Source organism: Geminicoccus sp., assembly GCF_035556675.1.
Taxonomy (GTDB): domain Bacteria; phylum Pseudomonadota; class Alphaproteobacteria; order Geminicoccales; family Geminicoccaceae; genus Geminicoccus.
In genome coordinates, this window is sequence record NZ_DATMFZ010000143.1 from 13,478 (window position 1) to 35,075 (window position 21,598).

22 protein-coding genes are annotated in these 21,598 nt (G+C 68.3%); 8 read left to right on the forward strand and 14 right to left on the reverse strand.

Annotated features, from left to right (window positions below; translation table 11 throughout):
• Positions 1-2 precede the first annotated feature (2 nt).
• Positions 3-2,174, reverse strand: a complete 2,172-nt coding sequence (locus VNS22_RS10915) for a glycogen debranching N-terminal domain-containing protein (protein ID WP_325732293.1) — start codon at positions 2,172-2,174, stop codon at positions 3-5.
• Between the two features lie 11 nt (positions 2,175-2,185).
• Positions 2,186-3,301 (reverse strand): glycosyltransferase family 4 protein, encoded by a 1,116-nt coding sequence (locus tag VNS22_RS10920; protein WP_325732295.1) that lies wholly within the window; start codon positions 3,299-3,301, stop codon positions 2,186-2,188.
• A 262-nt stretch (positions 3,302-3,563) separates the two neighbouring features.
• Between VNS22_RS10920 and VNS22_RS10925 the strand changes: the two genes are divergently transcribed.
• Positions 3,564-4,481: a PfkB family carbohydrate kinase gene (locus VNS22_RS10925; RefSeq protein WP_325732297.1), complete on the forward strand. Its 918-nt coding sequence runs from the start codon at positions 3,564-3,566 to the stop codon at positions 4,479-4,481.
• An 81-nt stretch (positions 4,482-4,562) separates the two neighbouring features.
• Here the strand turns inward: VNS22_RS10925 and VNS22_RS10930 are convergent, their stop codons facing one another.
• From VNS22_RS10930 to VNS22_RS10950, 5 genes are all read right to left on the reverse strand, one after another.
• Positions 4,563-5,591 (reverse strand): hypothetical protein, encoded by a 1,029-nt coding sequence (locus VNS22_RS10930; RefSeq protein ID WP_325732299.1) that lies wholly within the window; start codon positions 5,589-5,591, stop codon positions 4,563-4,565.
• Positions 5,592-5,823: 232 nt separating this feature from the next.
• Positions 5,824-6,732 carry a DMT family transporter gene (locus tag VNS22_RS10935; RefSeq protein ID WP_325732301.1) on the reverse strand — a complete coding sequence of 303 codons (909 nt, stop codon included), beginning with the start codon at positions 6,730-6,732 and terminating at the stop codon, positions 5,824-5,826.
• Positions 6,733-6,793: 61 nt separating this feature from the next.
• Positions 6,794-7,309, reverse strand: a complete 516-nt coding sequence (locus VNS22_RS10940) for a hypothetical protein (protein WP_325732303.1) — start codon at positions 7,307-7,309, stop codon at positions 6,794-6,796.
• Positions 7,306-7,920 (reverse strand): hypothetical protein, encoded by a 615-nt coding sequence (locus VNS22_RS10945; RefSeq protein ID WP_325732305.1) that lies wholly within the window; start codon positions 7,918-7,920, stop codon positions 7,306-7,308. The genes VNS22_RS10940 and VNS22_RS10945 overlap by 4 nt, the downstream gene beginning before the upstream one ends.
• Positions 7,907-8,593, reverse strand: a complete 687-nt coding sequence (locus VNS22_RS10950; RefSeq protein WP_325732307.1) for a MotA/TolQ/ExbB proton channel family protein — start codon at positions 8,591-8,593, stop codon at positions 7,907-7,909. Before VNS22_RS10950 ends, VNS22_RS10945 begins: the two co-directional genes overlap by 14 nt.
• Positions 8,594-8,945: 352 nt before the next feature.
• Here VNS22_RS10950 and VNS22_RS10955 point away from each other — a divergent pair, with 352 nt between their 5' ends.
• From VNS22_RS10955 to VNS22_RS10965, 3 genes are read left to right on the forward strand one after another with little or no spacing between them, the layout of a single operon-like run.
• The gene (locus VNS22_RS10955) at positions 8,946-11,822 is read left to right on the forward strand and encodes a molybdopterin-dependent oxidoreductase (RefSeq protein WP_325732309.1); all 2,877 of its coding nucleotides are present in this window, start codon (positions 8,946-8,948) and stop codon (positions 11,820-11,822) included.
• On the forward strand, positions 11,819-12,550 hold the full coding sequence (locus VNS22_RS10960; protein WP_325732311.1) for a 4Fe-4S dicluster domain-containing protein: 732 nt from the start codon (positions 11,819-11,821) through the stop codon (positions 12,548-12,550). Before VNS22_RS10955 ends, VNS22_RS10960 begins: the two co-directional genes overlap by 4 nt.
• Before the next feature lie 37 nt (positions 12,551-12,587).
• On the forward strand, positions 12,588-13,532 hold the full coding sequence (locus VNS22_RS10965) for a dimethyl sulfoxide reductase anchor subunit family protein (protein ID WP_325732313.1): 945 nt from the start codon (positions 12,588-12,590) through the stop codon (positions 13,530-13,532).
• Between the two features lie 333 nt (positions 13,533-13,865).
• On the opposite strand, the gene VNS22_RS10970 is transcribed toward VNS22_RS10965, so the two are convergent.
• Both VNS22_RS10970 and VNS22_RS10975 read right to left on the reverse strand, forming a co-directional pair.
• Complete coding sequence (locus VNS22_RS10970; RefSeq protein WP_325732315.1) at positions 13,866-14,513, reverse strand: MarC family protein; 648 nt, start codon at positions 14,511-14,513, stop codon at positions 13,866-13,868.
• Between the two features lie 18 nt (positions 14,514-14,531).
• The gene (locus tag VNS22_RS10975) at positions 14,532-15,284 is read right to left on the reverse strand and encodes an SDR family NAD(P)-dependent oxidoreductase (protein WP_325732317.1); all 753 of its coding nucleotides are present in this window, start codon (positions 15,282-15,284) and stop codon (positions 14,532-14,534) included.
• A 197-nt stretch (positions 15,285-15,481) separates the two neighbouring features.
• On the opposite strand from VNS22_RS10975, the gene VNS22_RS10980 reads away from it, so the two are divergent.
• Positions 15,482-15,862 (forward strand): hypothetical protein, encoded by a 381-nt coding sequence (locus VNS22_RS10980; protein WP_325732319.1) that lies wholly within the window; start codon positions 15,482-15,484, stop codon positions 15,860-15,862.
• A gap of 10 nt (positions 15,863-15,872) precedes the next feature.
• Here the strand turns inward: VNS22_RS10980 and VNS22_RS10985 are convergent, their stop codons facing one another.
• Entirely contained in the window at positions 15,873-16,505 is a 633-nt protein-coding gene (locus tag VNS22_RS10985; protein ID WP_325732320.1) for a thermonuclease family protein, read from the reverse strand.
• Positions 16,506-16,621: 116 nt separating this feature from the next.
• The gene (locus VNS22_RS10990) at positions 16,622-17,236 is read right to left on the reverse strand and encodes a pyridoxamine 5'-phosphate oxidase family protein (protein WP_325732321.1); all 615 of its coding nucleotides are present in this window, start codon (positions 17,234-17,236) and stop codon (positions 16,622-16,624) included.
• Between the two features lie 164 nt (positions 17,237-17,400).
• Between VNS22_RS10990 and VNS22_RS10995 the strand changes: the two genes are divergently transcribed.
• Positions 17,401-17,847, forward strand: a complete 447-nt coding sequence (locus VNS22_RS10995; RefSeq protein WP_325732323.1) for a CBS domain-containing protein — start codon at positions 17,401-17,403, stop codon at positions 17,845-17,847.
• A gap of 25 nt (positions 17,848-17,872) precedes the next feature.
• Here VNS22_RS10995 and VNS22_RS11000 read toward each other — a convergent pair whose 3' ends face one another.
• Positions 17,873-18,538, reverse strand: a complete 666-nt coding sequence (locus VNS22_RS11000; protein WP_325732333.1) for an OmpA family protein — start codon at positions 18,536-18,538, stop codon at positions 17,873-17,875.
• A gap of 177 nt (positions 18,539-18,715) precedes the next feature.
• On the opposite strand from VNS22_RS11000, the gene VNS22_RS11005 reads away from it, so the two are divergent.
• Positions 18,716-19,228: a cupin domain-containing protein gene (locus VNS22_RS11005; RefSeq protein WP_325732325.1), complete on the forward strand. Its 513-nt coding sequence runs from the start codon at positions 18,716-18,718 to the stop codon at positions 19,226-19,228.
• 10 nt (positions 19,229-19,238) lie between these two features.
• Here VNS22_RS11005 and VNS22_RS11010 read toward each other — a convergent pair whose 3' ends face one another.
• Entirely contained in the window at positions 19,239-19,388 is a 150-nt protein-coding gene (locus VNS22_RS11010) for a hypothetical protein (RefSeq protein WP_325732327.1), read from the reverse strand.
• A gap of 98 nt (positions 19,389-19,486) precedes the next feature.
• Here VNS22_RS11010 and VNS22_RS11015 point away from each other — a divergent pair, with 98 nt between their 5' ends.
• Positions 19,487-20,320 (forward strand): GNAT family N-acetyltransferase, encoded by an 834-nt coding sequence (locus tag VNS22_RS11015; RefSeq protein WP_325732329.1) that lies wholly within the window; start codon positions 19,487-19,489, stop codon positions 20,318-20,320.
• 117 nt (positions 20,321-20,437) lie between these two features.
• Here VNS22_RS11015 and groL read toward each other — a convergent pair.
• Positions 20,438-21,598 (reverse strand): chaperonin GroEL (groL, locus tag VNS22_RS11020; RefSeq protein WP_325732331.1); only part of this gene is annotated, 1,161 nt, incomplete at its 5' end.

Genomic DNA, 21,598 nt, shown 5'->3' on the forward strand with positions numbered 1-21,598 from the left:
CGTTACAGCACGAGGATGGCGTGACCAGCGCCGGTGCGGTCAGTCACGGCGACGGAGATGTCTCGTCCCCTGCCCCGGATGTCCACGTCGAGCCTGCTTCCAGCCAGATCCAGACCACGGATCTTGATGCGCTGGAACTGTGACGGCAGATAGGGTTCGACAAACTGTACCCGGTGCTCGTCGGGATCGAACGACATGCCCAGGCAGGCGCGCAGGAAGGCCAGTGGAGCTGCCGCCGCCCAGGCCTGCGGGGCGCAGGCGACCGGATAGAGGGTGGGGCCGCGCCGCTCCCGACGGCGGAAGCCGCAGAACAGCTCCGGCAGGCGGCTGAGTTCCATCCAGCAGGCTGCGTCGAACATCGCGTCCACGATCCGCGACACTTCTCGCTTCAGGCCATAATGGGCAAAGCCCAACGCGATGATCGCATTGTCGTGCGGCCAGACCGAGCCGTTATGATAGGACATCGGGTTGAAGCGCCGCTCGTCCTGGGCGATCGTCCGCACCCCCCAGCCCGAGAACGATGCATTGTCGAGCAGCACCCGCGCCACCGAACACGCGCGCTCGACCGAGGCGATGCCACCGAACAGGACATGGCCGGCATTGGAGCTGATCACCTCGCAGCGCCGCTTGTCGCCGTCCAGCGCCAGCGCATAGGTGCCGAGCTTCTCGCACCAGAACACATCCTCGAAGCGGTAGCGCAGTCTCTCCGCCTCGTTGCGCAGGCGCTGCGCCATGTCCGGCTCGCCCAGCACGGCCGCGACCTTGGCCATCGCCAGCTTGGCGGCGAAGACATAGGCCTGAACCTCGACCAGCGCGATCGGTCCCTTCGCGAGCCGGCCATCGGCATGGAAGATCGAATCGTGCGAGTCCTTCCAGCCCTGGTTGTCCAGGCCGGTCTCGGTGGCGCGATGATATTCGACGAACCCGTCGCCATCGGGATCGCCCGGACCATCGATCCAGGCCAGTGCCGCCTGGAAGTTCGGCCACAGCCGGCGCATCGTGTCGATGTCGCCGGTGCGCTCGAAATAGAGCCCGGCCAGCATCAGGAAGAGCGGGGTCGAGTCGACGCTGCCGTAATAGAGGCGGAACGGGATCTCGCCCAGGGCGGCCATCTCGCCGCCGCGCATCTCGTGGAGGATCTTGCCGGGCTCGGCGTCGGACTTCGGGTCGTAGTTGGTCGCCTGCAACGCGGCGAGGCGGCAGAGTACGCCCTTGCCGATCATCGGATCCGCCCAGAGCGCCTCGATGGCGGTCAGGATGCCGTCGCGCCCGAACGTGGTCGAGTACCAGGGAATGCCGGCATAGGGGTAGGGTCCCTGCGGCGTGTCGGTGGAAAGCATGCACAGGTCGGCCAGCGAGCGGTCGAAGACCTGGTTGATCCGTTCGTTGGCGATTTCGATCTGGGGTGCACGCTGCCGCGCCCGCTGGGCGACACGCCTGGCCCGCTTGATGTTGCCGAGGAAGGCGAGCTCGTCGGCTGCCGGATGCTGATTGCAGCCGATGGTGATGAAGCGCGAGCAGCGTCCCCCCGGCTCCAGCCTGATGTCGAACCGGATCATCCGCCTGTCGAGCGCCGTCGGAGCCGGGCGGAACTGCAGACGGGTGTGGCGCTCGACCTTGTCCAGCCCGAGATAGGTCAGCGTGACCCCGTTCGGTTCCACCGAGGGGGCACGCCGTATGCCCCTGATGGGGCGATGGAGGCCCCGCACCTCGAACAGGTCGGCGAAATCCGCCTCGAACTGGTAGGTCAGGGTGAAGCGGACCGGTTCCAGCCCATGATTGTGGATCGAGCAGCGCTCGTGCAGCACGCCGTCCCACAGGAAGAAGAACCGGCTGAAATAGACCGTGTCCTTGGGCAGGTAGGGCCGACCGTCCCGGAGCATGTCCGGGTTGGTCAGCTCGATCACCAGCCCGGCATTGTCCTCGGTGATCCCCGAGCCCAGTACCAGCGGCGCTGCCCCGTCGATCTCGAAGGACAGGCGGGAAAGATGCCGGGTACCGTCGTGAAATACCCCATCCGGCCCTCCCGCGGAGATGCCGATCTCGCCGTGCGAATCGATCACCGCGAAGGTGTCGCCCTGCTTGAGGGTGTGGCGGGGCCGGGAGCTAGGGCCGACGGCCGCGATGTAGAATGGCGTCTGACCCGCGGATGACGTTGGATCGACGGGCAGCATGGCTGCGTCCCTCAGCTCAGAACCTGCGTCCTCGTCTTGGCGGGTCTGGCCATCGCCATGAGAGGATCGTCAGGCCGCTCCTGCACCTTGCGGACCAGCGGCCGCTCGGTCGCGGCGCGGAACAGGTCCAGATACTCGGACGCCATCCGCTCCGCGGAGAACCGCCGGACGAACGTGTGACGCACCTCCCTGCGGTCCAGCTGCAGCACCCGCGGGAGCTGTGCCACCGCCTCGTCCATGGAATCGACGATCACCCCGTTCACGCCAGTCTGGATGATTTCAGGAACAGAACCGGACCTGAATGCCAGCACCGGCGTGCCGCAGGCCATGGCTTCCGTCAGGACCAGCCCGAATGGCTCCGGCCAGTCGACGGGGAACAGAAGTGCCAGGGCATCACCGAGGAAGCGGGTCTTCTGGCGCTCGTCGATTTCGCCGACGAAGGTCACGTTCGGCCGGTCGAGCATCGGCTGGATCACTTCGCGGAAGTAGCGCTCGTCCGCGACATCGACCTTTGCCGCGATCTTGAGCGGCATGTTCACCTGTGTCGCGATCTCGATCGCGCGGTCCAGGCGCTTTTCCGGCGAGATCCGCCCGAGAAAGGCCAGGTAGCCGCCCTCAGGCTGGAAGGTCGGCTGGTGCAGATCCACCGGCAGGCCATGATGGATGGTGGCGACGAAGTTCGCCTCCGGCACTGGCAGGCGCTGGTGGTCGGAAATGGAGATCAGCGGATATTCCGGGAACCGGCGATAGAAGCCGCGCAGGGCCGGCAAGTCCTGGCGGCCATGCAGCGTGGTGAAGACACGCGATGCATGGCGGCGGAACAGCGGGAAGTGGAAGCCGTCGATGTGGAAGTGCAGGACATCGAACTCGTCCGCGCGCCTGGCGACCTCGTCCATCATCGCGAGGTGGGCCAGGACATGGTCGTCATGGGTGCCACCCAGGCGCAGGGCACGTTCAACGCACGGCACCAGTTCCGCCTTGGTGAGCGAATCACCCGAGGCGAACAGGGTCACCTCGTGGCCCATGTCGACGAGCTGGTCGGTCAGCCAGGACACGACCCGCTCGGTGCCGCCGTACAGACGGGGGGGAACGCTTTCAATCAGGGGGGCGATCTGGGCGATCTTCATGCTTCAGCCTTGCGACAGCAGCCTGCGTCAGAACCTCTGGTCAGAGATGAAGTTCCTACAGCCTGCCCGGAGGCATCGGCGCGGGCCCGTGAGCCAGCAAGGCTTCGGCCGGAGCGTCCCCTGCCTCGGTGCCAGTGGCATTCCGACGAGGCGGCGGGCATGCTGCGGAAAAGCGAGCATGATCTAGGGAGCGTATTCACATGCATCAAGTGCGCCAGAATGGCGCCGGTCGCGACGGTTTGCGCAGCGTGGAGGGCACCTGATGGCGGCGGCACGCGGCCCGGTCATCTGCCTTGGGGCAGCCGTCGTCGATCTCGTCTTCCAGCTCGATGTCATTCCGCGCGAACCCAACAAGATCCTCGCGGAGAGCCGGACGCGGCGCAATGGCGGCCCGGCCGGGACCGGCGCGGTCGCCTGCAGCCGGCTCGGGATCCCGGCGGCCTTCTGGGGCAATGTCGGCAACGACGCCGACGGGATGCAGACCCGCGAGGCACTCGCTGGGCATGGCGTCGATGTCAGCGGCCTCGCCATGGTGGAGGACGCGCAGACCGTTCTCGCGATCGTGATGGTCGACCGGCAGGGCGAGCGCCTGATCGTGGCCCATGGCGCCGACCTGTTCGAGCGCCCGGCCGGCAGGCTGCCGCTGGACCGGCTCCAGGGTGCCGGCGCCGTGCTGGCCGATTCCGCCTGGATCGAGGGCTCCCTTGCGGTCCTGGAGGCAGCCCAGGGCTCGAACGTGCCGAGCGTGTTCGACGGCGAGGACAGCCGCGCCGGCGACCGGCTGCTGCAGCTCTCCCATCTCGCCACCTACCCGATCCTGTCCGAGGGCGCGTTCGCCAAGCTGGCCGGCGGTGCCGCACCGGACCGGGCCAGCCTGGAGGGCCTGAGCACCCGGATCGGGCGCGATCTCGGCGTGACCCTGGGCGAAAGAGGCTCGGTCTGGTGGGTCGGCGGTGAATTCCTCCACGTGCCGGCGATCCAGGTGGCCTGCCGCGACACCACCGGAGCCGGCGACGTCTTCCATGGCGCGTTCGCCGGCGGCATGGCGGAAGGCATGCCGATCGAGCGGGCGATCCGCTTCGCCACGGCGGCAGCCGGGCTCAAGTGCCAGGCCGGCGATGGCTGGGACGGGATGCCGGACCGGCTGGCGGTCGAGCAGGCCATGCGCCTGATCGGCTGAGCCGGCCCCCAGAAACGGCGAAGGGCCGCCCGGTTGCCGGGCGGCCCTCCTGGTTCTGCTGGATGCAGTCCCTTGGCGGGATCACATCTTCAGGACGGCCTCCGTGATCTCCATGTCCGCGGACAGGTCCCGGAACGGGCGGATGCCGGCCGTCTCCAGCTCACCATGATAAGCCTTGACCGCCTCGGCCGGGCTGGTCTCGCCATCCACGATCGCCTTCATCAGCTTCACGATCGCCAGCGGGTGCTCGGCCAGGTTGATCTTGCGGCCGAACAGAACCAGGCGTGCGCCGTACTTCTGCGAGGCAGCCAGGAGCTCGAATGTGTCGCGGGTGGTGCCGGCACCGCCGCCCAGGATGCCCACGATCAGGCGCGGGTCGTACTCGGCCAGCTCGGTCAGGGCCTTGGGGCCGTTGAACGGCATCTTCAGGAACTGCGGCTGCGCGATCCGCGGCACGCCGGCGATGGCATGGAGGATGCTGTCGTTGACGAAGTCGCCGATCTCTTCGATCGAGTTGTTTTCGAAGCCGACGTTCGGATTGAACACCTCGAGGAAGTGCTTGAAGCCCCACTCCTCGGCCTCGGCGCGGAAATCGCGATAGTGGTTGAGCGCCTCGCGGTCCTGCTCAGCATCACCCACGAAGGTGACGGAGTAGAGGCCCAGATCGGTGAGGGTCGGCGGCGTGCCGGGCTCCACGTCGAGCCGGCCATACATGGCATGCGGGATCTCGGCGGTGCGGAATGGCAGCGACGCGGTCTTGCGGTACTGGCTGTTGCGCGGGCCCTTGATCTCGGTGGTGTCGTTGGCGCGGATCGCGGTGCCGACCCGGCTGCCCTCGAACAGGCCCTCTTCCTTCAGGATCTCGAGCGTCGAGACCGAGACCAGCATCAGATCGACGATGTCCTGGCGGACGATGTCGCGGATCTGCTGGAGGTGGGCCTCGCGGGTCTTCCACTTGCCGGTGGGCTTGCCGTCCGCACCGCGCACCGCACCCGGCATCGGGATGCCGCCGCCCATGTCGCCGTCCTTCGCGTCGCAGATCGCGAAGTCCTTCACGGTCGAATCCTTGCGGATCCGCTCCAGCTTCTCCTCTAGCCTGTTGCTAGCCACGTTGATCTCCAAGCTGTCGTTGATCGTGCGATGGCGCGGGCATGCTGCCCCGCCTGCGGCCCTGTTGTCCGGTGAGCCCCGGAGGCATTCGCGCACGCCGACCCCGCGCATCCGCCTGCCTGCTCCGCGGGCACTCCTGCCACAGCTTCGATGACAGTGCGAGTATGACTTCGGGGTTTTGCCGCAACTTCCGGCAAAAAGCCGCACGCCCACCCGTGCACCGGGCGCCGGCCTAGCTCGCCAGCGCTTCCTTCGGTGCTGCCGTCGCCAGGCGGATCGCGGTGAAGATCATGGCCGCAGCTATCAGGTGCTGCGGTCCGATCGCCTCGCCCAGGAACAGCCAGGCCAGCAGTGCCGCCAGGATCGGGGTGAGGTTGGCCAGCACTACCGCGACCTGGGCGCCGGCGGCCGCCACGCCCCGGTCCCAGCACAGATAGGCCAGGATCGAGGGGAAGATCGCGACATAGACGAGGCTCGCCGCCACCTGTCCGTCCAGCCGCATCACCGGCTGGAACACCAGCCATTCCACCAGGAAGGCCGGCAGGAGCAGGACGGCCCCGACGCCGATCTGCACGAGCAGCAAGGGGGCCATGGGCATGGGCGGGCGGGCGCGCTTGAGCACCAGCGTGTAGGCAGCCCAGACCAGGGTGGCCACGATCATCACCAGGTCGCCCTGGGCGAACTGGAGATGAGCCAGGTTGGCGAGCCTGCCGCCCGTGCCGACCGCCAGCACGCCGCCGATCGACAGGAGTGTCGCCAGCACGGCACGCCAGTCGGGCAGGCGCCTGGCCAGTGCCGCCTCCGCAAGCAGCACGAAGCTGGGCGCCGTGGCCCCGATCAGCAGGACGTTGACCGGCTGCGAGGTGATCAGTGCCGTGTAGAGCAGGGAATTGTAGAGCCCCACCCCCAGGAGGGACAGAGCGAGCAGGGCCGGCCAGTGCCGGCGCAGCACGCTGCCCTGGCCCCGCATGACCCCGAGCGCGAACGGCAACAGGATCAGGAACGCCAGCGACCAGCGGCTGAACGAGAGGGCAATCGGCGGAAAGTGCCCGGCCAGCGCCCGGCCGACCACCGAGTTGATCGCCCAGAACAGCGGCGGGAACAGGAGCAGCCAGCCGTCGCGGGGAAAGGCGCCATTCATAGGGGTTGCCGGTAGCGCGTCGGGACGTCCCCGGCAACGGACCTCGTGACTGTGGAAACGATCAGGCGTCCTCGCCGGGCGGCTCGACCCGCAGCGCCTGCTCGGCCGGACGGTCCTTCGACGGGAGCTGGGGCTGCGGCAGCGCATAGAACTTGGGTTCGCGCGCGTCCAAGGTCGCCTCGAACGGCAGCTTCATGCGCACGCCTGTCCCGTTCTTCTGTGCCTCCTCCCAGGCCATCTGGAGCTGCTCGGCGAGCTTGCCGTCCCAGGGCAGGACATAGGCGCGGGGCTCGGGATCGGCGGAGAACTGCAGCCAGAGGAACAGGCCCTCGCCCTCGCGCAGCTGCTGGCCGATCACCGTGGCCTCCTCGGCATTGCGGTGCCACCACTCCAGCGCCACCGGCTTTGGCCGGCTGAGCAGGTCCGCGTAGGCGGCATAGCCGATCGGCAGGAAACAGAGCAGGCCGGCGAGCGCGGCGAGCTTCACCGTGGTCCGATGGCGCGACCACAGGACCGCCGATACCAGCCCGGCAGTCAGCAGCACCGAAACGATGAACAGGAGGGTGAGGGTGGTCATGTCTTGGTCCCTGAACGCAGCGGGCGGAACAGCGTCGTCACGCTGTCCTGGACAAGTCCCCCCTCGTCATCGAGCCGGAAGCGGAACACGGTCTTCTCCTGACCCTCGCGGTCCAGCTGGGTGTCGCTTACCAGGATCTGCCTGGAGACCTCGTTCCCGTCTTTCTTGACGCTGGCGACGACTTTGACCGGGATCGACTGCAGGTTGGAGCGGTTGCGGTAGAGATGGAGGTTGACAGTGTATTCGCCCGGCAGGATGCCGCGCGTATAGCTGACCTCGTAGTTCTGGCCGGACAGGTCCATCTGCTTGCCCAGATCGTCGCGCAGCAGGTTGAACAGGCCACCGCCCTTGTTGGAGTAGCCAACCGGTACGTCGCCCGGCCCCTGTACCCACAGGTCGACGTCGGTATCGAGGTCACCCGCCCAATGCGCCTCGATCATGACGTTGCCGGGCATGGCCGCCGCTTCGGCGGTGGCGGCCGCCTTGGCCTCGGGCCGGATGTGCGCGAGCATGATGATCACCACGGTGACGAAGCCAGCCAGTGCCAGCATGATGGTGTCGCGGAAAACGGTGTCGGCCGCGTCGTCCTCGGACTCGTCAAGCACGCGCATTGGCTTCTCCCTGCTCCACCAGTCGCGCCAGCAGGTGGACGCTGCCCGCCTCCAGAAGCCGATAGTTGAGCATCAGCCAGATGTTCAGGGCGGAGCCGACCAGGGTCGTGAAGAGTGCGGTGGCCATGCCTTCAAGCAGCCTGGAGACCATGCCGGGGATCGCCGCGACGTCGCCGACACTGTCCGGCTGAACGCCGGAAAGTGCCTGGATGAAGCCGACCACCGTGCCAATCAGGCCCAGCAGCACGAGCGTGCCGGCAAGGTGGCGGACCGAAGCGATCCGTTGGGCGATCTTGAGCTTGAGGGCGGCGGCGAGGTTGGCCCGCATGCCAGCGTCGCTGCGCAGGGTAGCCCGCAGCCATTGTCCCACCCGGCTGTCCTCGGCCGGGTTCGCCTGGTCCAGGGCATTGAGCTCGCGGGCGAGCATCAAAGCGCGCTGCGCCGACCAGACCAGCCCCACCACGAACACTGCGACGATCAGCTTCACCAGATGGGTGCTGTCCGTGGCGAAGACCGGGTCGAGGATGCCCGCGATCCAGGCGGCACCGACCAGGGCGAAGCCCACTGCGTTGATGAGCAGGAAGCGGAACGCGATCATCCAGCGCCAGGTGGCCCTGGAATCCGTGGCGGACGCTGCTGAACGTCGTTCCGGGATGGCGGCGGCAGAGATCATGGCGGTTCGTCTCCAGCCGGCAGCGGCGGAACGACCGCGCGTGCGATCTTTCCGTTGCCGGCCTGCGGGTCAGGGGCGACGTCGAGCCATGGTTACGACACTAGCAACCCAACCAGACTCGGGCGATTGCTGCAATGCACAAAACCACGCAGGTGATATGCATTTGACCAACGCAACCTTCCTGTGCCTCATTGGTTCCATGCGTCCTTGCGATGCCGCTGGCTCGAGCCGGCTCCCGCTTTCGAGTCCAGCGCCTTCCGGATAGCGTGCTCGCCAAGGGCGGTTTCGCCGCCTAACCTCTCGTCGGTGGTGGCCGAGGCGCGTCCAGGACGCGCCTCCAGAGGAATGATGGATGGCGGCTGGACGCATGCCGGACGTGACACGGGGCGGGCAACGGGTCGCCGCGGACGAGATCAGGACCACGACCTGCTACATGTGCGCCTGCCGCTGCGGCATCCGGGTGCATCTGCAGGACGGCGAGCTGCGCTTCATCGACGGCAATCCCGACCATCCGGTCAATCGCGGCGTGCTGTGCGCCAAGGGCTCGGCCGGCATCATGCAGCAGCACTCGCCGGCCAAGCTCCGGCAGCCGCTCCTGCGCAGCGGCCCGCGCGGCAGCGGCCAGTTCCGGCCGATCGGTTGGGACGAGGCGCTGGAGATCGCGACCGGCTGGCTGTCGCGGGTGCGCTACGACGATCCCAGGAAGCTCGCCTTCTTCACCGGCCGCGACCAGTCGCAGGCACTCACCGGCTTCTTCGCCAAGGAGTTCGGCACGCCCAACTTCGCAGCACATGGCGGGTTCTGCTCGGTGAACATGGCGACTGCCGGCATGTACACCCATGGCGGCTCGTTCTGGGAGTTCGGCGAGCCAGACTACGAGCGTGCCCGCTACTTCCTGATGTTCGGCGTGGCCGAGGACCATGACAGCAACCCGATCAAGCTGGGTTTGGCCCGGCTGAAGGAGCGGGGTGCCAAGTTCGTCTCGGTCAACCCGGTCCGCACCGGCTACTCCGCGATTGCCGACGAATGGCTGCCGATCACGCCGGGCACGGACGGCCTGTTCGTGATGGCCCTGATCCACGAGCTGCTCCGCGCCGGCAAGGTCGACATCCCCTATCTGCAGCGCTTCACCAATGCCGGCTGGCTGGTGGTGGAGGCCGCAGGCACGGACGGCGACGGCCTGTTCGCCCGGGACGAGCAGGGCCGCCCGCTCTGCATGGACCTCGCGACCCGCACGCTGCAGCCGGCGGAAGCCGCCGATGTCGACCCGATGCTGGCGGGCCTGGTGGGGTTGCCGGACGGCCGCGTGGCACGGCCGGTGTTCGAGCTGATAGCGCGTCGCTATGGCCAGCCGGACTTTGCGCCAGAGAAGGTGGCGGATCGCTGCGGGATCCCGGCCGCTACCATCCGGCGGATCGCGGCGGAACTGGCCGATGCGGCGTTCGGGCAGCCGGTGGTGGTCGAGACGCCCTGGACGGACGTGTGGGGCCGACGCCACGAGCGGTTCGTCGGCCGGCCGGTGGCGATGCATGCGATGCGCGGGATCAGCGCGCACAGCAACGGCTTCCACACCTGCCGGTCGCTCCATCTCCTGCAGGCCCTGCTGGGTGCGCTCGACACGCCGGGCAGCCACCGCTTTGAGACCCCTTATCCGAAGACCATCCCGCCCGGCCCGAAGCCCGCCGGCAAGCCGGAGCACATCCACCCCGGCCGGCCGTTGCCGGGTATGCCGCTGGGCTACCCGCTCGGCCCGGAGGACCTGCTGGTCGATGATGCCGGCGAGCCGGTGCGGATCGACAAGGCCTATTCCTGGGAGGCGCCGCTCTCCGCCCACGGGCTGATGCAGCTGGTGATCGGCAATGCCCGGCGCGGCGATCCGTATCGGATCGACACGCTCTTCATGTACATGGCGAACATGGCCTGGAACTCGGCCATGAACACCAAGGAAACGATCGACTGGCTGACCGAGGTCGATCCGGCGAGCGGCGAGTATGTCATCCCGCGGATCATCTACTCGGACGCCTTCTATTCCGAGACGGTCGCCTATGCCGACCTGATCCTGCCCGACACGACCTATCTGGAGCGGCACGACTGCATCTCGCTCCTGGACCGGCCGATCGGCTCGGCCGACGCCATCCAGGATTCGATCCGCCAGCCGGTGCTCAGCCCCGACCGTGACGTGCGCCCCTTCCAGGACGTGCTGATCGAGCTCGGCTGGCGCCTGGGCCTGGATGCCTTCACCGATGGCGAGGGCAACCCGCGCTACCACTCCTATGCCGACTACATGGTCCGCCACGAGCGCACCCCCGGCATCGGCCCGCTCGCCGGCTGGCGCGGCGAGGATGGGTCGCTCACCGGCAAGGGGCCGCCCAACCCGGACCAGCTCCAGCGCTACATCGAGCATGGCTGCTTCTTTCAGGAGGAGCTGCCGCCGTCCGCGCGGTTCATGAAGCATTTCAACAAGGACTATCAGGAGTTCGCGGTGCGCACCGGCATGATGCCGGCTGTGGGCCCGCTGACCGTGCAGCTCTACAGCGAGCCCCTGCAGAAGTTCCGGCTGGCCGGCCAGGGCCTGGGCAAGGTGCTGCCGCCCGAGCGGCACCGCGCCAGGATCGCCACCTATTTCGACCCGCTGCCGTTCTGGTACCCGCCGTTCGACGCAGCCGCCGACCGCGACCGCTTTCCCCTGCACGCGATCACCCAGCGGCCGATGGCGATGTACCATGCCTGGCATTCGCAGAATGTCTGGCTCCGCCAGATCCTGGCCGAGAACCGGCTCTACATCCCGGCGTCGGAAGCGGCACGGCACGGGCTTGCGGACGACGACTGGGTGCTGCTGGAAAGCCGCCACGGGGCCATCCAGGTCCAGGTCCGGGTAATGGAAGGGGTGAACGGGCAGACGGTGTGGACCTGGAACGCGATCGGCAAGCGCGCCGGCACCTGGGGGCTGGACCAGAATGCCAACGAAGCCCGGCGCGGCTTCCTGTTGAACCACCTGATCGACGATCTTCTGCCGGCAAGGGCGGACGGCCAGCGCTATCCGAATGCCGACCCGGTTACCGGCCAGGCCGCCTGGTATGATTTGACCGTGCGGATCGAGAAGGTCGTCCGCCCGGACGAGCGGGTCCATCCGGTCTTCCCGCCGATCGCCCGCCCGCCCGGCCAGCCGCCGGCACCCGACCAGGTCGCCTATGGCAGCCGGTTCCGCCCCTGGAGGCCCAGCCGATGACGATGCTGCCCGCTGCGCCGTCGCCCCGGCGCCTGGGCCTGGTGATCGACCTCGACACCTGCGTCGGCTGTCAGGCCTGCGTGGTCGTGTGCAAGGAATGGAACACCGGCGGCTATGGCGCCCCGCTCGCGGACGAGCCGGCCTATGGCGCGGGGCCGTCCGGCACCTGGCTCAACCGCGTGCACGGCTTCGAGGCCGGCTCGGGCGCGGACGGCCGGATGGTCCACTTCCCCAAGTCCTGCCTGCATTGCGAGAATGCCCATTGCGTGACGGTCTGCCCGACCGGCGCCTCGTTCAAGCGGGCGGCCGACGGCATCGTCCTGGTGGACGAGGACAAGTGCATCGGCTGCGGCCTGTGCGCCTGGGCCTGCCCCTATGGCACCCGCGAATTGGATAGCCAGGCAGGTGTCATGAAGAAGTGCACGCTCTGCGTGGACCGGATCGAGGCCACCGATCTGCCCGAATCGGAGCGCGAGCCCGCCTGCGTGCGCACCTGCCCGGCCACGGCGCGCCATTTCGGCGACCTCGCCGATCCGGACAGCAAGGTGAGCCGGCTGGTGGCCGAGCGCGGTGGCTTCGACCTGATGGCCGAGCTCGGCTACCGCCCCACCAACAAGTACCTGCCGCCGCGGCCGGGCCGGCGCGGCGACGGCCAGCCGGAAGCGGCGCTGGAGGATGCCTCGCCGAACGGCGGCTTCCTCGGCTGGCTGGACAAGGTCCTCTCCTGATGACGCCTGCAGTCGCTCCAGCCGGGATGCACTGACGATGCAGCCGGCTCCCTCCCTCCTGCTGTTCTCCACCCTGTCCGGCGCGGGCTACGGGCTCCTGTTCGTCCTGGGGCTCGCCGTGCTGCTGGGGATCGTGCCGCCGGCACCGCTCCCGGGCCTGCTGGGTCTGGGCACGGCGCTCGCGCTGATCACGGCCGGCCTCGTGGCCTCGCTCGGTCACCTGCGCCGCAAGGAGCGGGCCTGGCGGGCGGTCAGCCAGTGGCGCTCTTCCTGGCTGTCGCGGGAAGGCGTCGCCGCCCTCCTGACCTTCCTGCCGGCGGGCCTGCTCGCCCTGTTCTGGGTGTTCGGCGGCCGGGCGCCCTGGCCGCTGGCGCTGCTGGCGGCAACGGGCGCGGCCGTGACCGTGGTCTGCACCGGGATGATCTACCAGTCGCTGCCGCCCATCCCGCGCTGGCACCAGCCGACCACCACGCCCGTCTATCTCTGTCTGGCGCTGGCGAGCGGCTCCGTGCTGGCGGCACTGCTGGCAGGGCCATGGGTGGAGTTGGCGATCCCGGCCTTCCATCTCCTGGCCCTGCTCACCCTGCCGCTCGCCTGGGCGGTCAAGTGGTGGTGGTGGCGCTCAGGCGATCTGGCATCACCTTCCGCCACGATCGGCAGCGCCACCGGGCTCGCCCCGCTCGGCAAGGTCCGGCTCCTGGAGCCGCCGCATACCAGCTCCAACTATCTGATGAAGGAAATGGGCTTCCGCGTCGCGCGCAAGCACGCCGCCAGGCTTCGGCAGATCGCACTGGTGCTGGGGCTGGCCGTGCCATGGCTGCTCATCCTGGTGGCAGCATGGGCGCCCAGCCCATGGTTCGCTGTCCTGCTCACCGCCCTTGCCGCCGCGGCGACCCTGACCGGCACGCTCGTCGAGCGCTGGCTGTTCTTCGCCGAGGCGAAGCACACGATGAGCCTGTATTACGGGGAGCAGGCCGCCTGAGGACGTCTGGCGCAGTTCAACCGTGCTTTGGGAAAGAGAAACGTACGGGTGGCCGTCAATCAGGCTCAAGTGAAAATGTGGGCGATGCGTTTCGCCACCCGTACGTCCGATCAACCTATGCCGAGTTATCACCTGAACATGCTTGCGCCTTTTCGGGCGCATGATCATCTGCCGGGGCCACTTGGCACCCCTTGGAACATGCTCTGCGAGAATCCCGCATCGCCATCATGTATGGACGGATAGTCGCATTATCATTAACGAAATGCAATATTGAATGACGACTCAACCATGCCGACGTGCATACGCTGATGCAGCGCTGCCACGTATCTCAGCTCAGATGCCAAAGGCGCGCTTGATCCCGTCGATGATGAACTGCACCGCCAGTGCCGAGAGCAGCAGCCCGAGCAGGCGGGAGAAGACGCTGATCAGGGTCGGGCCTAGGAACCGGCCGAGCCGGCTGGCCAGGAACAGCGAGATCGCCACCACCAGGAGCGTCACCAGCAAGGCCGCCATCACCGCCGCCTGATGCGGCCAGGAGTCGGCCCGGCTGCCCATGTGCAGGATTACCGTGGTGATGGCGCCGGGCCCGGCCAGCAGCGGCACCGCCATCGGGAAGACGGAGATGTCGGCGACCGGCTGCCCCTCCATGCGCTCGTCCGCGAGATGGTCGGCGGTGTTCTCGCGGCGCTGGGTACGTCGCTCGAACACCATCTCAAGTGCCACGAGCAGCAGCAGAATGCCGCCGGCGATGCGGAAGGCGGGGATGCCGATGCCGATCGAGCGCAGGAGGTTCTCACCGACCAGCGCGAACGCGACCAGCACGCAGGCGGCGACGACGACCGCCTTGAGCGCCATCCGCTGGCGCTGCTCCGGGTCGGCATTGCGGGTCAGTGCGATGAAGATCGGCACCAGCCCGAGCGGGTCGATGATCACCAGGAAGGCGACCAGCGCCGTGGCGAACGTCGAGAGCAGCTCGGGCATGGCGGCCATGCGGCCGGGTCAGTAGGTGGTGCGGCCGCCGGAGAGGTCGAACGTGGCACCCGTGGTGAAGCTGTTCTCCGCCGACACCAGCCAGGCGACCATCGCCGCCGCCTCGGCCGTCTCCACGAACCGGCCGCGCGGCACCTTGGCCAGCATGTACTTCACCTGCTCCTCCGTGATCTGGTCCAGGATCCGGGTCTTGGCCGGCGAGGGAGTGAGCGCGTTGACGGCGATGTTGTAGCCGGCCAGTTCCTTGCCCAGCGACTTGGTGAGCGCGATCACCCCGGCCTTGGCGGCGCTGTACGGTGCCGCGTTCGGATTGCCTTCCTTGCCGGCCACCGAGGCCACGTTCACGATCCGGCCGTAATTCTGCTGGATCATCAGCGGCACTACACAGCGGCAGCACCAGAACACGCCGGTCAGGTCGACATCGATCACTTGGCGCAGCGCGTCGACCGGATATTCCCAGAGCGGTGCCGCCGGCCCGGCGATCCCGGCATTGTTGACCAGGATGTCGATCCCGCCCAGCGCCTCGACGCTGGCCTTGGTCGCGGCTTCGACCGATTCCAGCGAGGTCTGGTCGATGCAGGCGCCATGCACCTTGCCGCGCTGGTGGAGGTCATGGATGGTGAGCTGCAGGGTGTTGTCGTCGCGATCCCAGATCGAGACGGCGGCCCCACTGTCCAACAGGCGCTCGACCACCGCGCGGCCGATGCCCTGGGCACCGCCGGTGACGACGGCACGGCGGCCGGCGAGGTCGATCCGGTTCATCGAGCGCTACTCCCTGCAAATGAGCTTCGGCCATCTTTTAGGGGGTGGCCGCTCTGCCGCAAGCGTCACCATCGTGTTCCGTCCTGACGCCGGTGGCCCGCCTGCCCCAGCGCCCTCCTGTCAAGGAGGCAGGCAGCTTGTCGCGGCGCGGTCGCCTCATCAAATTGACCCAGATGCATCGATCCGAGCAGGTGAGCATGGTCAGCGCGGTTCCTCTCCTGATCCTGGTGGTCGGGGCCTACAACTTCATGGCGCTCACCGGAGCAGGGGTCGAGTGGGACCTGTTCCGGCTCTACCTGCCGTCCGGCGCGCTCCTGGCGCTGCAGTTCGGCGACCTGCTGGTCATGATCGGCATCGTCCTGCTCTATCTGGAGATCTGGAAGAGCCTGCGGATCGACCGCCCGTTCTTCGACCGGGCCTTGTCGATGGGCTTGCTCGCCATCGTCCTGCTCGAATTTCTCCTGTTCGACCGGTTCGGCACCGGCACCTATGCGCTGATCCTGATCCTGTGCCTGATGGACGTGATCGCAGGGTTCACCGTTTCCGCCAGCCGGCACCGCATTCCCAACCTGCGCTAGCAGCCCCCGCTCAGCCGGTCGGGCGGCACATCGCCTCGCAGGGCACGCCGTCGCCGTCGCCATCCAGGCGGCCGGGGCCGCAGCGGCCGACCCAGGCCATGGCTTCTGCACAGGACGCGAAGGCGGTACAGCGCGGGGCCGGGCTGCACGCGTCACGGCTGGAGGGGCTGGCGGTCACCGGCTGGTCCTTGTCGCGCCAACGCCAGGGCGGCAGCGGATCCGGATCCGCCCACACACCCAGGCGCTCGCTGCGGGCCTGCTGCTGGGCCTGGCGCAGCACCGGCCCGTCATCGTAGCGGGTGAACTGCCAGGCATGGCCGGTGCGGACCAGGATGGTGCCGACGTCGCGGCCGGCCAGTTCCACCCGCGCCACGACCCGGCCATAACGATCCCGCCCCTCGGGCACCACCTCGACGCTCCGCCCCGCCACCAGCTCTGCCAGTGCCTGACCAGCCTGGACCCCGCCCGGCTGTCCACGCTCGGGCGCGTCGATGCCGGACAGGCGCACGGTGAACGTGCGGCGATCGGCGCGGACCAGGATGGTGTCGCCGTCAATGACGCGCTCCACCAGGGCCGGCCACGCCCATGCCGGCATGGCGACCAGGCACAGGAGCAGCGCCGGCAGGACGGTGCGCAGCTGCATGTTCGGCTCGAGGCGTTGTTCGTTTCCGCCCGAACCTTAGCGCAGGCCCGTCGCAGCGCCAGCCGGCCCAGCCCTACGGGCTTATGACTTTGTCAACTTCTGGCGGCGGTGCCGGCTCAGTAGAGCTCCGTACGGTAGTTCTCGTCGATCGCGACATCGGCGGCCGCCGCATCCACGCCGGCAACCTGGTCGGCGATGATCCGGCCGAGCGACGGGAACTCGCGGCGGTTCTGCTGCGCGTCGGGCTTCCAGAGCCTGGAGCGGATGAACGCCTTGGCGCAGTGCATGAACACTTCCTCGACCTCGACCACCAGGGCGGACAAGGCCGGCTTGCCGTCCACCGCCAGGCTGGCCAGCAGGTCCGGGTCCCGGCTGATCCTGGCACGGCCATTGACCCGCAGCGTGTCGTCGAAGCCCGGAACGATGAACAGGAGCGCCACGTTGGGCTGGCTCGCCACGTTGGCCAGCGAATCGATGCGGCGGTTGCCGGGCCGGTCCGGCAGCGCCAGCGTCCGCTCGCCCAGCACCCGCACGAAGCCCGGCGGGTCGCCGCGCGGGCTGACGTCCTGGCGGCCATCCGCATCGGCCGTGCCGAGCACGACGAAGGGCGACCGGGCGATGAACGCTCGCGCGTGCCCGTCGAGCCGCGGCATGACCTTGTCGCGGGCCAGGACCGACGGCTCGCCATAGCAGTCCCGGACATCCACCGGGGTCAGTGCGTCCTCGCTCATCGATGCCCCCATATTGCCTGGAAACATCTCGCCATGGAGCCCATCGGCTGCGCAAGCGGGAACGCCCGGGTCCGGCCGGATGACCGGCAAATCACTTGTCGTCGGACGGCAGCCAAGATCAAACTGCTCCGTAGCCAGATCAGAAGCCGAGAAAGGACCGTCCGATGAACGTCGACTCGATCCTGGCAGGCAAGGGACGCGAGGTCCGCACGATCCGACCGGGCGCTACGGTGGCCGACGCCATCCAGCGCATGCACAAGGAGCGGGTCGGCTCGCTGGTGGTCTCGGAGGATGGGCGCCGCATCGACGGGATCATCTCGGACCGCGGCATCATGGATGCGATCGCCCAGCGTGGCCTGAGCGTCGTGGAGGTGGCGATCACCGAGGTGATGGCCAGGGAGGTGGTCACCTGCGTGGCCCAGGACGAGGTCGGCTCGATCATGGCGGTGATGACCAACCGGCGGATCCGTCACCTGCCGGTGGTCGACGACGAGGGTCGGCTGGCCGGCATCATCAGCATCGGCGACGTGGTCAAGCACCGGATCGACGAGATCCAGTTCGAGGCCGAGGCGATGCGCGAGTATATCGTGGGAGCGCCGCTGAGCCCTTGAGCGGGAGCCGGTCCTGTCAGGGCGGCTAGCCGCCCTGCACCAGGATCTCGACGCGGCGGTTCATCTGCCGGCCAGCCTCGGTCGCGTTGTCGCCGATCGGGTCGGCTTTGCCGCGGCCCTGCGCGGTGAGCCGGTTGGCCGCCACGCCGTCGTTGATCAGCACAGTGCGCACCGCTTCCGCCCGGCGCTTGGACAGGTCGAGATTGTAGCTCTCCGACCCGGTGCTGTCGGTGAAGCCGGTAATGGTCGCCGTGGATTCCGGGTAGCTGTTCAGCACGTCGGCGATCTTGCGCAGCGTCGTCTGGTAGCCCGGCTGGAGCACGGCGCTGTCGAACGGGAACATCACCTCGGACGGCATCACCAGCTTCAGCGCGTCCTGGCGGACCCGCTCGATCTCGATCTGGCGCGACTGGGTTTCCCGGGCGAGCTCCTTGCGGAACTGCTGCTCCTGGCTGTCGAACATGTAACCGATGCCGCCGCCGACCACCGCACCGATGGCAGCACCGATCGCAGTGCCCTCGCCCTTGACGCCCTTGTGGCCCAGGATGTTGCCGAGCACGCCGCCCACCACTGCGCCGGCCACCGCACCGGTGGCGGTCTTGCCTCCCGGCTGTGCCGGCCCGTCCGGCCCACTCGCACATCCGGTCAGCGCGATCGTCGTCGCGATTGCTCCGAGCGCCAGGATCCGCACCCTCAAGCCTCCGTATTTCGCCGGCTGTCAGCGCCGTCGCACCCGGGTCTCGTCCCGCCGACGCATCTGCGCGCTACTAGCGGTTCTCACGGAAAACAGCCAGAGGAACCGGAAGCGCCGCCAGCGGCTTTGCCAGAACGTCCTGATCCCGGAACTCCCCGACAAGGAGCTGCGCCTATGGCCCCACACCGCAGCCAGGCCCTCAGGTTCGAGGATGCCGGCAGTGTGCCGAACAATCCGCACCTGCCGCTGATCTGGTGGCAGGGCGCGCTTCCTCCCGACGCCGGGCCCGCAGCGTTCGAGAAGCGGTTCGCGCAGAACGGCTGGGGCCGGTCCTGGCGCAACGGGATCTTCGATTACCCCCACTTCCACACCACCAATCACGAGGTGCTGGGCATCGCGCGCGGTCGTGCCCGGGTGCGCCTGGGCGGCGGCACCGGCACCGAGGTCGAACTCACGGCCGGCGATGTCGTGGTCATCCCCGCCGGCGTGGGCCACCAGAACCTGGGCGCATCCGATGACCTGCTGGTGGTGGGCGCCTACCCGCCGGGCGAGGAGGTGGACCTGGTGCGGGATGCCAGCGGCGACGAGGCGGCACGAGCGCGGATCGCGGCGGTGCCGCTGCCGGCGAGCGATCCGCTGGACGGCCCGGATGGCGAACTCATGCGCCATTGGCGGGTTCGTCCCTGAGCAGGCCCGATCAACTCCATGCCAGCCAGAACAGGACATCCAGGCAGAGCCCGAGCAGGAGCACCGGCAGCCCGGCATAGAGCATGATCGTCACCACCCCGAACCGGGTCAGGCGCGGGGCGGGATAGCGGCGGTCGATGGCGGGCTTGCATTGCGGCATGGCGCAGTCGTATCAACTTTTGCGTGAGAATTCTATCAGCTTCATCGCGCATAGGTGAAGAGGGCGCCTGGGACGCTCTGCTGCGCTCATGCGGCCGCGTGCCGCTGCAGCAATCGTTCGCCTATGGCGAGACGCTGGCCGGGCTCGGCCGTGGGGTGGCGCGATTGGCAGACCCCGGAGGCATGGTGGTCGCCCAGGCCGCGGCCCGCCGGATCGGCGCGGTTCTGCTGGTCCTGGTCAGCCGCGGACCGCTGGCGGTTCCCGGGCAGGATGCCGCCGCGCAAGCCTGGGACCTGGCTCGCGCGGTGCGGGAGCAGTTCGGGCGCGGCCTGCTGCTGTGGAGCCCGCCCCGGCCGCCGCGGCCGCGCCGCCTGCCGGTGGTGACGGGACACGCGACGTGCTGGATCGATCTGACGCCGCCGCCTGTCGCCTTGCGCGCGGCGCTGGACGGCAAGTGGCGCAACCGGTTGGCGCATGCCGAGGCGCAGCGACTCGTCGTCCGGGAGCGGCATCACGGGCCGGAGCTGGCCTGGCTGGCCAGCCGGCATCGGCAGCATCGACGGGAGGCCGGCTTTCGGGCGCTCCCCTTGTCCTTCCTGGAACGCGTCGCTGCGCACAGCCCGGGCTGCCGTGATCGCCTGGTGCTGGTGGCGCTGGCAGCCGGGCAACCGGTGGCGGGGATCTGGCTGCAGATCCACCACGGCTCCGCCACCTACCTCATCGGCTATGCCGACCGGGAAGGCCGCCGGCTGGATGCCATGCGCCTCCTGCTCTGGCGAGGCATGCTGGCCCTGCAGGAGCGCGGAGTCGGCTGGCTGGACCTGGGCGGGATCGCCACCGATCGGGCACCGGATCTGACCCGGTTCAAGCTCGGCATGGGCGGCAGCGTATTGGTGGAGGCCGGAACCTATTTCCACCCTTTGCTCTGCTGACGACCGGAGGGGCGGCTGCCCGGCAAAACGAAAGGGCCCGCAGCATGGCCGCGGGCCCTTCCTTTCGGCACCACCGGACGAGCCGGTGGTGCCGCGAACTCGACCGGCAGAAGCCGATCAGAAGTCCATGTCGCCCATGCCGCCGCCCGGGCCGCCCGCCGGCATCGGAGCGTCCTTCTTGGGCTTCTCGGCGATCATCGCCTCGGTGGTGATGAGCAGACCGGCGATGGAGGCCGCATCCTGCAGCGCGGTGCGCACGACCTTGGCCGGGTCGATGATGCCCTTCTTCACGAGGTCACCATACTCGCCGCTCTGCGCGTCGAAGCCGAAGTTCGGGTCGTTCTGCTCGGTGAGCTTGCCGACCACGATCGAGCCGTCGACGCCGGCGTTCTCGGCGATCTGGCGGGCCGGAGCCTGCAGCGCCTTGCGCACGATCTCGACGCCGACCTTCTGATCGTCGTTCTCGGGATGGACGCTGGCCAGGGCCTTGAGCGCGAACAGCAGGGCAGCGCCGCCACCGGCGACCACACCCTCCTCGACCGCGGCGCGGGTCGCGTTCATCGCGTCGTCGACGCGATCCTTGCGCTCCTTCACCTCGACCTCGGTCGCACCGCCGACGCGGATCACGGCCACGCCGCCGGCCAGCTTCGCCAGACGCTCCTGGAGCTTCTCGCGGTCGTAGTCCGAGGTGGTCTCCTCGATCTGCGCCTTGATCTGGTTGATGCGGCCCTGGATCTCGTCCTTGTTGCCGGCACCGTCGACGATCGTGGTGTCTTCCTTGTTGATCACCACGCGCTTGGCCTTGCCGAGCATCTCGAGGGTCACGTTCTCGAGCTTGATGCCCAGGTCCTCGGACACGACCTGACCGGAGGTCAGGATGGCGATGTCCTCAAGCATGGCCTTGCGACGGTCACCGAAGCCCGGCGCCTTGACGGCGGCGATCTTCAGGCCACCACGCAGCTTGTTCACCACCAGGGTCGCGAGCGCCTCGCCCTCGACGTCCTCGGCGATGATCAGCAGCGGACGGCCGGACTGCACGACGGCCTCGAGGACCGGGAGCAGCGGCTGCAGGGTCGACAGCTTCTTCTCGTGGATGAGGATGTAGGGCTCCTCGAGGGTCGCCCGCATCTTCTCGCTGTCGGTGATGAAGTACGGCGACAGGTAGCCGCGGTCGAACTGCATGCCCTCGACGACGTCGAGCTCGGTGTCGAGGCTCTTGGCCTCCTCGACCGTGATCACGCCCTCGTTGCCGACCTTCTGCATGGCCTCGGCCAGCAT

Coding starts and splice junctions, on each gene's coding strand:
- VNS22_RS10925 (WP_325732297.1), top strand. CDS start 3,564: ATGGCGGCGGCACGCGGCCCGGTCATCTGCCTTGGGGCAGCCGTCGTC.
- VNS22_RS10985 (WP_325732320.1), bottom strand. CDS start 16,505: ATGCAGCTGCGCACCGTCCTGCCGGCGCTGCTCCTGTGCCTGGTCGCC.
- VNS22_RS10980 (WP_325732319.1), top strand. CDS start 15,482: ATGGTCAGCGCGGTTCCTCTCCTGATCCTGGTGGTCGGGGCCTACAAC.
- VNS22_RS10915 (WP_325732293.1), bottom strand. CDS start 2,174: ATGCTGCCCGTCGATCCAACGTCATCCGCGGGTCAGACGCCATTCTAC.
- VNS22_RS11005 (WP_325732325.1), top strand. CDS start 18,716: ATGGCCCCACACCGCAGCCAGGCCCTCAGGTTCGAGGATGCCGGCAGT.
- VNS22_RS10965 (WP_325732313.1), top strand. CDS start 12,588: ATGCAGCCGGCTCCCTCCCTCCTGCTGTTCTCCACCCTGTCCGGCGCG.
- VNS22_RS10940 (WP_325732303.1), bottom strand. CDS start 7,309: ATGACCACCCTCACCCTCCTGTTCATCGTTTCGGTGCTGCTGACTGCC.
- VNS22_RS10950 (WP_325732307.1), bottom strand. CDS start 8,593: ATGATCTCTGCCGCCGCCATCCCGGAACGACGTTCAGCAGCGTCCGCC.
- VNS22_RS10975 (WP_325732317.1), bottom strand. CDS start 15,284: ATGAACCGGATCGACCTCGCCGGCCGCCGTGCCGTCGTCACCGGCGGT.
- VNS22_RS10945 (WP_325732305.1), bottom strand. CDS start 7,920: ATGCGCGTGCTTGACGAGTCCGAGGACGACGCGGCCGACACCGTTTTC.
- VNS22_RS10995 (WP_325732323.1), top strand. CDS start 17,401: ATGAACGTCGACTCGATCCTGGCAGGCAAGGGACGCGAGGTCCGCACG.
- VNS22_RS10955 (WP_325732309.1), top strand. CDS start 8,946: ATGGCGGCTGGACGCATGCCGGACGTGACACGGGGCGGGCAACGGGTC.
- VNS22_RS10935 (WP_325732301.1), bottom strand. CDS start 6,732: ATGAATGGCGCCTTTCCCCGCGACGGCTGGCTGCTCCTGTTCCCGCCG.
- VNS22_RS10960 (WP_325732311.1), top strand. CDS start 11,819: ATGACGATGCTGCCCGCTGCGCCGTCGCCCCGGCGCCTGGGCCTGGTG.
- VNS22_RS11010 (WP_325732327.1), bottom strand. CDS start 19,388: ATGCCGCAATGCAAGCCCGCCATCGACCGCCGCTATCCCGCCCCGCGC.
- VNS22_RS10970 (WP_325732315.1), bottom strand. CDS start 14,513: ATGCCCGAGCTGCTCTCGACGTTCGCCACGGCGCTGGTCGCCTTCCTG.
- VNS22_RS10920 (WP_325732295.1), bottom strand. CDS start 3,301: ATGAAGATCGCCCAGATCGCCCCCCTGATTGAAAGCGTTCCCCCCCGT.
- VNS22_RS10990 (WP_325732321.1), bottom strand. CDS start 17,236: ATGAGCGAGGACGCACTGACCCCGGTGGATGTCCGGGACTGCTATGGC.